The sequence below is a fragment of the Pseudomonas sp. B21_DOA genome (assembly GCA_030544685.1).
GTDB classification, from domain to species: domain Bacteria; phylum Pseudomonadota; class Gammaproteobacteria; order Pseudomonadales; family Pseudomonadaceae; genus Aquipseudomonas; species Aquipseudomonas fluorescens_AO.
Map to the genome: position 1 here is coordinate 5,335,345 of CP086683.1, position 13,193 is coordinate 5,348,537.

The window sequence follows — 13,193 nt, forward strand, 5'->3', positions numbered from 1 at the left end:
ACCCCAGTAGCGCGAAGCATCTGTGGCGAGGGGATTTATCCCCGCTGGGTTGCGAAGCAGCCCTGAAACCCGAGAACTCGTATCGCCTGACACTGCTCGGTGAATGGCTTGGCGACTGCTGCGCAGCCGAACGGGGATGAATCCCTGGCCACAAAAGTGTTTCGCCTCAAAAATGCCTTCCCCGCAAGACCCCGAGGCGATTACCTGCAATGTTTACAGCGCGATTTGCTCTAAGCCCGGCATAACGGTGCGCTGGAGTCCTTCCTATACTGCGACATAAGGTCGCACACGTCTTTAGACCTGTATTTGCTCGGCCACCTTGGCCCGTAGGCGCTCCGTTGGGGGGCGATGGCAATGACAAGAGGAGTGAATGGCATGATCCATCACGTAGTGGGACTGTTTACCCACCCCGATCAGGAATGGAAAGAGATCCGTGGCGACCAAGAGGAAAGCATCAGCCACATGTACTTGACGCACACGCTGATCCTGGCGGCGATCCCTGCGGTCTCGGCGTTCATCGGCACGACCCAGGTGGGCTGGGTGATCGGCAATCGCGCGCCGGTGATGCTCACGTTCGAAAGCGCCTTGTGGATGACCATCATGTCGTACCTGGCCATGCTCGGCGGGGTCGCGGTGATGGGCGCCTTCGTGCACTGGATGGCGCGCACCTACGACGCCAACCCGAGCCTGGCCCGTTGCGTGGCGTTTGCCACTTACACCGCAACACCGTTATTCGTGGGTGGACTGGCCGCTTTGTATCCGCACATGTGGCTGGGGATGATCGTCGGCACGGCGGCCATCTGCTACACGGTGTATCTGTTGTATGTCGGCCTGCCGACGTTCATGAACATTCCTTCGGATGAAGGTTTCCTGTTTTCCAGCTCAGTGCTTGCCGTCGGCCTGGTGGTGCTGGTGGCGATCATGGCATTCACCGTGATTGTCTGGGGCCTGGGTGTCGGCCCGGTCTATACCAACTGACCTGTTTCCTCCTGAGAAAAACAACATCTGCCAATACAGGCCGCCGCAAGGCGGCCTTCTCGTTGGGCGACGACCATTCGGCAGGTCGGCGATTCGCAAGTCGCCGGGGTTGCGGCATACTCGGCGTCTCTGGAGATCCATCAAGCATGCCCGAGCAACTCAATACCCGCGTCGAAGATTGTTACCAACTCGCTGAATCCTTTTTCAAACGCTCCTTCAAACGCCCCGTGGTCAGTCTCAAGCTGCGCGGGCAGAAAGCCGGTGTCGCGCATCTGCACGAGAACCTGCTGCGCTTCAACCCACAGCTGTACCGGGAAAACACCGAGCACTTCCTCAAGCAGACCGTGGCCCACGAAGTCGCCCACCTGATCGCTCATCAACTGTTCGGCGACCGCATCCAGCCCCATGGCGAGGAGTGGCAACTGATCATGCGTGGCGTCTACGAATTGCCGCCGGACCGCTGCCACACCTATGAAATCAAGCGACGCAGCGTGACCCGCTATATCTACAAATGCCCGTGTCCCGACAGTGATTTCCCGTTTACCGCCCAGCGTCATGGCCTGGTCGGGAAAGGACGTCGCTACTTCTGCCGACGGTGCCGCACGACATTGGTGTTCAGTGGTGAGATGCGGGTGGAATAGTCAGTTCCTGCGGTGCCCTGAATGGCCCCTTCGCGAGCAGGCTCGCTCCCACAGGGGAATGCATTTCAATGTGGGAGCGAGCCTGCTCGCGAAGGCGGCGCCAGGGCGCTACAAAATCACTCTGGCGGAACGCAGCTCAGCGATCTTCGAAGCACTCAACCCCAACTCCCCAACACCTCATCCGTATGCTGCCCCAACCCGGCGCCAACATGCCTTGGCGCCGGCAACGCCTCGGAGAATTTCAACGGACAGGCGATCTGCGCCTGCGTCGTGCCATCGCCGCGCGGCACTTGTGTCATCAACTCCCGCGCCTGTAGCTGCGGATGGCGCACCGCCTCACCCAGACTCAATACCGGCTCGACACAGGCATCGACCCCGGCGAACAACTCACACAGTTCTGCAAAATCATGCCGTTCGAATTCGATCCGCAACGCCTCCTTCAGTGCCTGTCGCTGCTCAGGCCTGGGCGACAATCCTTGCGCTGCCAGTTCCGGTCGGCCCAGCGCCGTGCACAGTTGCTGCATGAACGCCGGTTCCAGACTGCCCACCGACATCCAGCGCCCATCCCGGGTGCGGTAATAATCGTAGAAGCTGCCGCCATTGAGCATCTGGTCTTCCCAACCCGGTTCCGCGCCACAGGCCAGATATCCCGCGCCGGCCATGGCGTTCAGGCTGAACGCGCAATCGGTCATGCTCACATCCAGATGGGTGCCCTGCCCGGTTTGCTGACGGGCAATCACCGCTGCCAGCAGGCCGATCACGCCGTGTAGTGAGCCGCCCGCCACGTCCGCCACCTGCATGCCCAGCGGCAACGGCCCGCTGTCGGCGCGTCCGGTGTAGCTGGCGAGTCCCGCCAGGGCCAGATAATTGATGTCATGCCCGGCGCGCTCCTTGTACGGCCCGGTCTGGCCGTAACCGCTGATCGACACATAAATCAGCTTTGGGTTGATCGCCTTCAATGCCTCATAACCCAGGCCCAGACGCTCCATCACCCCGGGGCGAAACTGCTCGAGGACGATGTCGTATTCGCCCAGCAGTTGCTTGATGATCTGCAGCGCTTCGGGCTGTTTCAGATCCAGCGCCAGACTGCGCTTGTTGCGGTTCAGATAAGCGTGGCTGGCTGATACCCCGCCATCATGCGGTGGCAACACCCGCAGCAGATCCATACGGGTTGGCGATTCGATGCGCAGCACCTCGGCGCCCATGTCCGCCAGCAGCAACGAGGCGAACGGCCCCGGCAGCAAGGTCGAGAAATCGAGAATCTTCAGTGAGGCCAGCGGTGCGGACATGGGCAAACTCCTTGGGCGATGCACTCAGCCTAGGCAGCCATTGTCGATGCGGCAATCACCGCAAATGTCAGCAGGTGTGACCGTTGCGCTCAAATCCCGGGCAAGAAAAACCCCTGTGGCGAGGGATTTATCCCCGATGGGTCGCGAAGCGGCCCCTTCTCTGGAATTGGAAGAAGAGGCCCGCTGTGCAGTCCATCGGGGGTAAATCCCTCACCACAAGGGATTTTTACAACCTCACATCGTACTGATGCGCAGTTCTTGTATTTACTTCACATTGCTCGGGGTTGGGCCTTCAGCCACACCCAGGTCGTCTTCTTCACGCTCGTCGGAGATGCCGCGACCGCCGGAAGCCAGCTCGGCTTGCAGTTGATCGGTGTCCAGCTCCTTGACCCACTTGGCCACAACGATGGTCGCAACAGCGTTACCGACCAGGTTGGTCAGTGCGCGGGCTTCGGACATGAAGCGGTCAATACCGAGGATCAGCGCCAGACCGGCCACCGGCAGGTGACCTACTGCCGACAGTGTCGCGGCCAGCACGATGAAGCCCGAACCGGTCACACCCGCCGCGCCTTTGGAGGACAGCAGCAGTACCAGCAGCAGAGTGATCTGGTGGGTGATGTCCATGTGCGTGTCAGTCGCCTGGGCGATGAACACGGCGGCCATGGTCAGGTAGATCGAAGTACCGTCGAGGTTGAACGAGTAACCGGTCGGGATCACCAGACCGACAACCGATTTCTTCGCGCCCAGACGCTCCATCTTGATCAGCATGCGTGGCAGTGCCGATTCCGACGAGGAGGTGCCCAGTACGATCAACAGTTCTTCACGGATGTAACGCACCAGCTTGAACACGCTGAAACCGTGAGCCCGGCAGATCGCACCCAGCACCAGCACGACGAACAGTACGCAGGTGATGTAGAAGCAGATCATCAACTGGCCCAGTTGCACCAGCGAGCCGACACCGTAGGCACCGATGGTGAACGCCATGGCACCGAACGCACCCAGTGGCGCCAGTTTCATGATCATGTTGATGATGTTGAACATCACGTGGGCGAAGCGATCGATCATGTCCAGCAGCGGACGACCGTACGAGCCGAGGCGATGCAGGGCGTAGCCGAAGATCACCGAGAACATCAGCACTTGCAGGATGTCACCGGTGGCGAACGCGCCGACGATGGTGTTCGGGATCACATTGAGGAGGAAACCGACAATGCTCTGGTCTTTACTGGCCGTCACGTAGGTGGCGATTTTCGAGGCGTCGAGGGTGGTGACGTCGATGTGCATGCCGGCGCCCGGTTGCACAACGTTGACCACGACCAGACCGATCAGCAGGGCAATGGTCGAAACGATTTCGAAGTACAGCAGCGCGTAGCCGCCGGTCTTGCCTACCGATTTCATGTTCTGCATGCCGGCGATGCCGCTGACAACAGTACAGAAGATGATCGGGGCGATGACCATTTTGATCAGCTTGATGAAGCCGTCGCCCAGTGGCTTGAGGGCCACACCGGTCTGCGGATAGAAGTGACCGAGCAGGATGCCGATGGCGATGGCAACGATCACCTGGAAATACAGGGATTTGTACAGTGGCTGACGAGTCGTCATTGCAGGTTTCCTCAAGCGTCCAGCGGCAACATCCATCTGTCGAGCGCCGAACCTTAATTGCGAACCCTCCTGCACTGGAGGGATTTGTTGTTGGAGCGGCATCCTCCCGGGCGGGAAAAATGCACGCTTCTGTCGCTTGTATCGCAAACGTCGTGCCAGATTGGTGCGATTGCCAGCAAGCCTTTTGATATCAGGGGCTGCAGGATTTTTCCTGTCCCCCATCGGCGACTTGAGCATGGCGGATTTCCGCCAACCCGCCGCGCGTCGTCCTGAAATTTGGCGGAAATCCGCCTTGTTGCGTTGCAGGCCCGCCATTACGATCGGTGCCTGAACAAGGATTGCCGCTTATGCGCGAACGCACCATCGCCAGCCATTTCGCCCGTGCCGCTCTTGGCGGCGCACGCCGGCGCGGCCTGGATTATTCAGGCCTGTTACAGCAAATGGGGATCAGCCCGGAGTTGCTCGACGAGCCCCGCGCGCGGATTGCCCCTGAGCAGTTCACCCGGCTGATTCAGGGGCTGTGGCTGGCGCTGGACGACGAATACCTGGGTTTCGGTAACGCCCCGAGCAAGCCCGGCAGCTTCGCCATGATGTGCCACGCCTCGATTCACTGCCGCAACCTGGAGAAGGCTCTGCAACGTGGCTTGTTGTTTTACAGCCTGTTCCCCGACGCCCCGCGCCTGGCCCTGCGCCGCGAAGACGAATGGGTGCGTTTGAGCCTCGACGATGCGCAGTGGTGGGACCCGGATCATTTTCTCAGCGAGAGTTTGTTGGTGATCTGGCATCGCCTCGGCAGTTGGCTGATCGGCCAGCGCATTCGGCTCGAGCAGGCGACTTTCAGCTATCCGCGCCCCGAGCACGGCGGCGAATACGACTTGCTGTTCCCCTGCCCGCTGACCTTTGATGCCGAGCAGAGCAGCCTGCTGTTTCACAGTCGCTACCTGGCCATGCCGCTGTTGCAGGACGAACGCACGCTCAAACATTTCCTCGAACGCTCCCCGCCGACCTGCTCTCACGCCCGGACGACGGCGACAGCCTGAGCAGTCGCCTGCGCCGCTTGCTCAGCCGCGACGCGGCACATTGGCCGGATCTGGAAGCCGTCGCCGCGCACTTGCACATCAGTCCACAGACCTTGCGCAGGCATTTGCGTGAAGAAGGCACGAGTTTTCAGGAGCTCAAGGATCAGCTGCGGCGGGATATCGCCATCTATCATCTGGGCCGGGCGGATCTGTCGTTGCAGCAGATTGCCGAGCAGCTCGGGTTTTCCGAGCCTTCGGCGTTTCACCGGGCATTCAAGAAATGGACGGGGCTGACACCGGGGGCTTATCGGGCGCAGGAGTTGTGAAGTCAGACGCCTTCGCGAGCAGGCTCGCTCCCACAGGGGAATGCGTTTCAAGGTGGGAGCGAGCCTGCTCGCGAAGAGGCCGGCACGGCCAACCTTCACACCGCCGGAAAATGAATCCTGAACGCCGCCCCGCCCATCGGTGAATCACCCAAAGCCAAGCGCGCGTTGTAGCTTTCGATGATGTCCTTGACCACCGCCAGCCCGATCCCCTGCCCCGGATGCTGGGCGTCCAGACGTTCGCCGCGTTCGAGAATCCGCGCACGCTGATCGAGCGGTACACCCGGCCCGTCATCTTCTACGCACAATTCGATCCCGGCCAGTGACTCGCGCACGCTGACCCGCACTTCGCCGAGGCACAGGCGATAGGCGTTCTCCAGCAAATTGCCGAGCATTTCCAGCAAAGCGCCCTGTTCGATCGGCACGTAGCAATGTTCCGGCAGATCAAAGGTTACGCGCACGTGTTTGTCGCGGTAGACCTTGTCCAGCGTATCGCAGAGGCTTTTGAGCACCGGTTGCAGGCGCACCTGATGGCGCACCAGGCCGCTTTTGCGCAGGCTGGCCCGTTGCAGTTGGTAGCTGATCTGCTGGCTCATGCGTTCGATCTGGCTTTGCAGGACCCAAGCCTGGTCGCGGTCTTCCGGGCGCTGCGCCATGTCTTCGCTGACACCTTGCAGCACCGCCAAGGGGTTTTCAGGCTGTGGGCGAGGTCGTCGAGGAGTCGCGGTAGCGGCTGCGCTGCTGGCGTTCGCTGAGCAGCAGGCGGTTGAGCGAGCCGGTCAGGCGCAGCAGTTCACGCGGGTGTTTTTCCGTGAGGCTTTCGCGAGTGCCGCCTTCGATTTCGTCGAGTTCCTGGCTCAAGCGGCGCAAGGCCTTGAGGCCCCAGGTCAGGCCGATCCATAGCAGCGCCAGCAAAACCAGCAATGCCGCGCCGAAGCCCAGATAGAGGTTTTCGCGCAGGCCTTCGAGAGTGGTTTCGTATTCGCGCACCGGTTGCAGGGCGACGATGCTGAACGCTGCGCTTTTGCCGCCGAGCAATTTGACTTCGACGTCGTAGACGAAGAACTCCTGACCGCTGGCTTCCCGGATCCGCGCGAACTCGTTGCCGAGGCCGTCGTAACGCGGTTTGTAGTTGATCTGTTCTTCCTGGGTGGCTTTCGAACGCCACACCAGTTTGCCATCGCGGTCGTAGATATAGCCGAGCAAGCGGAAATCAGTGAGATTGAAGCGCTCGTCCGGCAATTGCGACGGCATCACCAGCCGACCGTTTTCCACCCGCGCGGCGGAGATAAGTGTGGTGACGTCGGACGCCAGGCGTTGTTCGATCGAATCCTGCAAGGCAAGGCTGAACGCACCCTGCATCGCCGGCAGCAAGGCAAGCATGAACAACACCGCCAACGTGGTGGCGGCGAGCATCAAGCGAACGCGAAGGGAACGGATCAAGTGCAGCGCTCATTGAACAGGTAGCCGAGGCCGCGCACGGTGTCGATCGGTTTGAACCCGGCCGGGCCTTCGAGTTTGCGCCGCAGACGGCCGACCAGCACTTCGATGACATTCGGATCGCGCTCGTCATCGTCCGGATAAAGCTGCTCCATCAAGCGATCCTTGGGCACCACTTGCTGATGATGGCGCATGAGGTATTCGAGGATGCGGTACTCGTAGGCGGTCAGCGCCAGCGGCTGCTCATCAAGGCTCGCCTGTTTGCGATTGAGGTCGAGCAGCAACGGCCCGGCAACGATGGTCGACTGGGTGAAACCGCTGGAGCGGCGCAACAATGCGTTGAGGCGTGCGTCGAGTTCTTCGAACTGGAACGGCTTGACCACGTAATCGTCGGCACCGGCGGCGAGCCCTTCGACCTTGTCCTGCCAATTGCCGCGCGCGGTGAGGATCAGGATCGGAAAGGTCTTGCCGCCCGAGCGCAACTGGCGGATCAGGTCGAGGCCGCCCATGCCCGGCAGGCCGAGATCAATCACTGCCAGATCGAAGTTGTACTGTCCGGTCTGGTACAGCGCCTCCTCGGCATTGGCCACGGACTCGACGACGTGACCGCTTTCCGTCAGGCGGGTTTGCAGGTGATGACGCAACAGCGCCTCATCTTCGACGACCAACAGTTTCATGTCCTTCTCCCCATCACTTGAACACTCCAGTCACAACCTGTGGGAGCGAGCCTGCTCGCGAATGCGGTCATTCAGTCAACGATGATGTTGAATGAAACATCGCTTTCGCGAGCAGGCTCGCTCCACACTTCAATCGGCGGCAACCGCTTAGAAATAGTAGTTGGCCGACAGGTAGGTCTGCGCGCTGCTGGTCAAGTCCAGCGAGCCCTGTTTGCTGCCGCCGCTCTCTTTCATTTCGGTGCTGGCGTTGCTGCGCAGGTAACGGTAACCGAGTTCCACCGACGTGTTCTGCGAAACCTGCTGCAACACACCGACCTGACCACCGATGGCGTAACCGATGTCGCTGTCACGGCTGAAGCCCGGCGAATCCTGCGTCAGCTTGGTCAGACCGGCGGTGGCGCCACCGAACAACTTGGTGCTGCCGCCCACCGGGTAGAACAGGTCATAGCTGCCGAGCAGATTTTCCTGGCGCAGTTTAACGCCATTGTGCGAGCCGGAAACGTTGTCGTAGGTGGCGTAGTAGCGGCCCTGGCTGTTTTGCTGACCGAGGCGCATGCCGTAGGTGTTGTTGCCGTCGATGGCCCCGGTGGCGTTGGGGTGGCCAAGGTTATTGTTCAGTGCGTGGGACTTGTCGATCTTGTCGCTGGTCTGGCCGAACGTCAGGCCGGCGAAGTTGCTGGTGTCGTCGGCATTGGCCGCGATGCTGGAGCCTAACAGGGTAAAAGCCAGCAGCAGTTTGTTGATACGAGTCATGGGTATTTCCTCTTTCACAGTGCTGTTTGGGTATGGCGCAAGGTTACTCAGCCGCCCCTGTACGGCCCCTGAACCGTCTCTGAACCAGACCTGAACCAGATCGACTAGGCTGTTCTGATCACTTTCAATAAGGAGACCCGACCATGCGCCTGTTCCTCGCCCTGACTTTGCTGGCGGTCAGCAGCCTCACCCAGGCTGCGATCAAGACTGCAGAAATCCCCTATCAAAGCGCCGACGGCAGCCAACTGATCGGTTACTACGCCTATGACGACGCGATCAAAGGCCCCGCCCCGGCGTTGTCGTGGTCCACGAATGGTGGGGGTTGAACGATTACGCCAAGCGCCGCGCGCGGGATCTCGCCGAACTCGGCTACAGCGCGCTGGCCATCGACATGTACGGCGAAGGCAAGAACACCGAGCACCCGAAAGACGCCATGGCCTTCATGCAGGCAGCGACCAAGGACGCCGATGCTGCCGGTAAACGCTTCGCCGCCGGGCTCGATCTGCTGAAGAAGCAACCGCAGACCGACCCGAACAAAATCGCCGCCATCGGCTATTGCTTCGGTGGCGGCGTGGTGCTGAATGCGGCGCGTCAGGGTGTGCCGCTGGCCGGTGTGGTGAGTTTCCATGGCGCGCTGGCAACCAAGACCCCGGCGACTCCGGGTAGCGTCAAGGCGAAGATTCTGGTCGAGCATGGTGCGTTGGACAGCATGGTCACTCAGGACCACGTCACCGCGTTCAAGTCGGAGATGGACAAGGCCGGGGCGGACTACCAGTTCGTCAGTCTGGATGGCGCCAAGCATGGTTTCAGCAACCCGGATGCCGATCGCCTGAGCCATGGCGAGCATGGCGGGCCGGACATTGGTTACAACAAAGCGGCGGACGAGAAGTCATGGGCGGATATGCAGGCGTTCTTCAAGAAGATTTTCGGTTGAGTCAGTAACGACCGAGGCGTGGCTTTCGCGAGCAGGCTCGCTCCCACACCGGATATCTGTCGCACAGAAGATCCTGTGGGAGCGAGCCTGCTCGCGGAGGCTTTACCGCCGATCTCGACCTCGCCCCGACTAACCGGCAAAATGCCCGCCATGCATATCACCCTCGCCCTGCCCGCCTGCTGCACTGCCCTCGACAGCCATTGGCCGTTGCCGACGGTCTTGGCCGATACCGTGCTGCTCAGTACCCACTTCGACCCGGCACGCCTGCTTGGCGATGACTTCCAGCGCAGCGCTGTGCTGGCGCCGCCGAGCATTCAGCGCTCGGTGGCCAAGCGCCAGGCCGAGTTTCTCGCCGGGCGCATTTGCGCCCGCGCCGCGCTGCAACAACTCGAAGGCCTGGATATCGTCCCACCGATCGGCGAAGACCGCGCGCCGGTGTGGCCGGCGCACATTTGCGGTTCGATCACCCACAGCACTGGCCGTGCGGCGGCGATTGTCGCCAACAAACAGCACTGGCGCGGCTTGGGCATGGATCTGGAAAACCTGTTGAGCCACGAGCGCGCCGAACGCCTGGCCGGGGAAATTCTCACCCCGGCGGAACTGCAGCGCATGGCAGCGGGATCTGAGGATCAGTTGGCGTTACTGGTGACCCTGACGTTTTCGGTCAAAGAAAGTCTGTTCAAAGCGCTGTACCCGATCGTGCAGCAGCGTTTTTATTTCGAGCATGCCGAAGTGCTGGAATGGACTGCGGCGGGTCAGGTCAGGCTGCGGTTGTTGACGGATCTGTCCAGCGAATGGCGCAACGGATCGGAGCTGGAGGCGCAGTTCGGAGTGCAGGATGGGCAGTTGTTGAGTCTGGTCAGTATTCGGGCCTGAAGTTTTGCATTGCCTGCATGGTCCTCATCGCTGGCAAGCCAGCTCCCACAGTATTCGCGGTGTACACAGAGACAATGTACACCCGCAAAACCTGTGGGAGCTGGCTTGCCAGCGATGGGGCCAGCCCTGCCACTACACACCCTACCGGCGCTCCTGATTCCTCGGCCAACTCAGACTGAAACACGCCCCACCCAGGCTCTTGCTCTTGCCAATGATCGCGCGGCCGTCGTGCCAGTGAATGATCCGCCGCACAATCGACAGCCCCAGCCCATGCCCGCCCGACGCCCGCGTGCGGCTGTCGTCGAGGCGCAGAAACGGCGTGAAGATCCGCTCCCACGCCACCTCCGGCACGCCCGGCCCGTCGTCCTCGACGTCGATCCGGCAGCGCAATTGGCCGACCTGATAACTCACCGTCACGTGCGAATGCGCATGGCGCATCGCGTTGCCCACCAGATTCTGCAGCGCCCGATGCAAATAACGCGGTTCAGCCTCGACCCAGGCGCCGTCATTGTCGGCCGATGACAGACACAAACCGCGCTGCACCGTGACTTCGGCGCGCAGTGGCGCCAGTTCTTCGATAACCTGATTGACCAGCGCATCCAGATCGATGCGCTGGAAGGTCAGCGCCGGTGAGCCTTGCTCCAGTCTTGCGTAGGTGAGCATCTCGTCGACCAGCTTATCGAGGTCTTCGATGTCGTGATCCATGCCTTCGCGGTATTTCTCCAGTGCCTGCGGGGTGGTCGCCGTACCGATCATCTCCAGACCGAAACGCAGCCGCGCCACCGGCGTGCGCAACTCATGGGATACCGCGCGCACCAGTTCACGCTGGATCGCCAGCAGTTGCTGCAAATGCTCGGCCATGCCATTGAACGCCGACGCCAGCCGCCCGACCGAGTCGGCTCCGCGTGCAGGTACGCGGGTTTCCAAGCTGCCCTTAGCGATGCGCGTGGCCGCTGCTTCGAGGCCGCGCAAACGCCGCTCAAGCTGACGCACCAACAGATAGACGATGAGACCGATCAGCGTCAGACCCAGAGCGGCAATCAGCACCAGCCATTCCGGCGGGTACGGATTCATCTGATACAGCGGGCCGATTTCCAGCACCCACGGCGTGCCGACCATGCCGGCGAAAACGCGGATCGAATCGCCGCCCTTGCCCAGCGCCATCACCGTATCGCCCTCGGCCACGCGGCGGCTCTGGTCTTCGTCCATGTCGGCGTCATTTACCGTGACCAGACGCAGATCGAAGCCGAAGCCTTTTTCCTGCTTTATCTGCGCCAGACGTTTGGGCTGTTCGCCGACCGGTACTCGCACCAGTTCATCGGCGAGCAAATAAATGGTCGCCCGGGCCAGTTGCTCGCTGATCTGCTGTACCTCTCCTACCAGTACAAGCTGCTCTTTTTCGCTGACCAGTCGATAGACCTTGGCCGCGTGGGGTCCGGTCTGCTCGACCAGCGCTTGACCGCGCAGCACACGGGTGCGCTGGGCCAGATCGAGGTCGCTTTCGGGGAATTTCTTCAGCGTCAGCGGGATGCCGAGCAGCCGCTCCCACACCAGCAACGCGCGATGGCGTTCGGTCTGGTTCATCGGTTGCAGGTTGTCGGCCATCAGCGAGAAAGTGCCGTGCGCCAGGCGTTCGCGATATTGCTCGCTGCGCACCTGATTGAGCAGGTTCAGTGCCAGCACGCCGAGCACCGCCACCAGAATCAGCGCGGCGCACATGCCGCCGTAGATGCGCAGGAAGATCGAATTCACAGCGCCAGGTCTGCGCAGGCTTCAGGGACGAACAGGTAGCCTTTGCTGCGAATGGTCTTGATCAGACGCGGATGATCGGGGTCGTCGCCGATTTTCGGACGGATGCGTGAGATGCGCACGTCGATCGAGCGGTCCTGGCCGTCATAGCCGATGCCGCGCAATGCGGTGAAGATTTCTTCGCGGGAAAGAATCCGCCCGGCGTTGGAGACCAGCAGCCAGAGCAGGTCGAACTCGGCGCTGGTCAGCTCGATGCCGTTGTCGCTCAGCCAGGCTTCACGCAACGCGTTGTCGACCACCAGCGGGCCGAATTGCAGGCGACGGGATTTTTCCGCGGCCGGTTCCGGTGTGTCACTGCGTCGCAGCAACGCCTGGATCCGCGCCAGCAACAAACGCGGGCGCACCGGTTTGCAGACATAGTCGTCGGCACCAAGGTCGAGGCCGTGGATCTGATCAGCGTCATCGGTGCGCGCGGTGAGCATCAGGATCGGCCCGTCGTACTGGCTGCGCACCTTGCGGCAGATGCTCAGGCCATCCTCGCCGGGCAGCATCAGATCGAGGATCACCAGATCCGGCTGCTCCCTGATGATCCGCGCCGCCGCCAGCGCACCGTTGCCTTCGATCTCCACGCGCAGGCCATTGGCTTGCAGGTAGTCACGGGTGAGCTCGGCCAGTCGCTGGTCATCCTCGACAATCAATACCTGCCAGGTTTGTTGCTCCACCGGTGACCTCTGTTTGCTGTTTTTATTAAAAGAAGAAAGACAATCGCCTGACACGGACAAAACCTGTGGGAGCGAGCCTGCTCGCGAAAGCGTCTGTTGCTCCAACCTGAATGCTCAGTGGTCAACCGATTCGCGAGCAGGCTCGCTCCCACAATCCTGCGTGTACCTCCCGATCATCTGTCATGTTTCAGGA

8 protein-coding genes and 4 pseudogenes are annotated in these 13,193 nt (G+C 61.2%); 5 read left to right on the forward strand and 7 right to left on the reverse strand.

Translation table 11 applies throughout. The features are described 5' to 3' along the window. Positions 1 to 375 precede the first annotated feature (375 nt). Both LJU32_24720 and LJU32_24725 read left to right on the forward strand, forming a co-directional pair. Positions 376 to 978, forward strand: a complete 603-nt coding sequence (locus LJU32_24720) for a YIP1 family protein (protein ID WKV88554.1) — start codon at positions 376 to 378, stop codon at positions 976 to 978. A gap of 146 nt (positions 979 to 1,124) precedes the next feature. Next, complete coding sequence (locus tag LJU32_24725) at positions 1,125 to 1,619, forward strand: SprT family zinc-dependent metalloprotease (GenBank protein WKV88555.1); 495 nt, start codon at positions 1,125 to 1,127, stop codon at positions 1,617 to 1,619. Positions 1,620 to 1,727: 108 nt separating this feature from the next. Here the strand turns inward: LJU32_24725 and LJU32_24730 are convergent. Next, positions 1,728 to 2,908: pseudogene (locus LJU32_24730) on the reverse strand (CoA transferase). A 264-nt stretch (positions 2,909 to 3,172) separates the two neighbouring features. Beyond that, on the reverse strand, positions 3,173 to 4,507 hold the full coding sequence (locus LJU32_24735; protein WKV88556.1) for a dicarboxylate/amino acid:cation symporter: 1,335 nt from the start codon (positions 4,505 to 4,507) through the stop codon (positions 3,173 to 3,175). 347 nt (positions 4,508 to 4,854) lie between these two features. Between LJU32_24735 and LJU32_24740 the strand changes: the two are divergent. Then, positions 4,855 to 5,852, forward strand: a pseudogene (locus LJU32_24740) (AraC family transcriptional regulator). Between the two features lie 95 nt (positions 5,853 to 5,947). On the opposite strand, the pseudogene LJU32_24745 reads toward LJU32_24740, so the two are convergent. The 3 genes and pseudogenes from LJU32_24745 to LJU32_24755 all read right to left on the reverse strand — a co-directional run bounded on the left by LJU32_24745 (position 5,948) and on the right by LJU32_24755 (position 8,719). After that, positions 5,948 to 7,292 (reverse strand): annotated as a pseudogene (locus LJU32_24745) (histidine kinase). After that, positions 7,289 to 7,966 carry a response regulator transcription factor gene (locus tag LJU32_24750; GenBank protein WKV88557.1) on the reverse strand — a complete coding sequence of 226 codons (678 nt, stop codon included), beginning with the start codon at positions 7,964 to 7,966 and terminating at the stop codon, positions 7,289 to 7,291. Before LJU32_24750 ends, LJU32_24745 begins: the two are co-directional and overlap by 4 nt. Before the next feature lie 147 nt (positions 7,967 to 8,113). Beyond that, on the reverse strand, positions 8,114 to 8,719 hold the full coding sequence (locus LJU32_24755; GenBank protein WKV88558.1) for a porin family protein: 606 nt from the start codon (positions 8,717 to 8,719) through the stop codon (positions 8,114 to 8,116). A gap of 143 nt (positions 8,720 to 8,862) precedes the next feature. On the opposite strand from LJU32_24755, the pseudogene LJU32_24760 reads away from it, so the two are divergent. Beyond that, positions 8,863 to 9,653 (forward strand): annotated as a pseudogene (locus tag LJU32_24760) (dienelactone hydrolase family protein). A gap of 150 nt (positions 9,654 to 9,803) precedes the next feature. Next, positions 9,804 to 10,529, forward strand: a complete 726-nt coding sequence (locus LJU32_24765; protein ID WKV88559.1) for a 4'-phosphopantetheinyl transferase superfamily protein — start codon at positions 9,804 to 9,806, stop codon at positions 10,527 to 10,529. Between the two features lie 141 nt (positions 10,530 to 10,670). Here LJU32_24765 and LJU32_24770 read toward each other — a convergent pair whose 3' ends face one another. Together LJU32_24770 and LJU32_24775 are read right to left on the reverse strand one after the other, a co-directional pair. Beyond that, a complete protein-coding gene (locus tag LJU32_24770; protein ID WKV88560.1) occupies positions 10,671 to 12,281 on the reverse strand; it encodes a HAMP domain-containing protein in 1,611 nt (536 codons plus the stop codon). Next, on the reverse strand, positions 12,278 to 13,000 hold the full coding sequence (locus LJU32_24775; protein ID WKV88561.1) for a response regulator: 723 nt from the start codon (positions 12,998 to 13,000) through the stop codon (positions 12,278 to 12,280). The genes LJU32_24770 and LJU32_24775 overlap by 4 nt, the downstream gene beginning before the upstream one ends. Positions 13,001 to 13,193 lie beyond the last annotated feature (193 nt).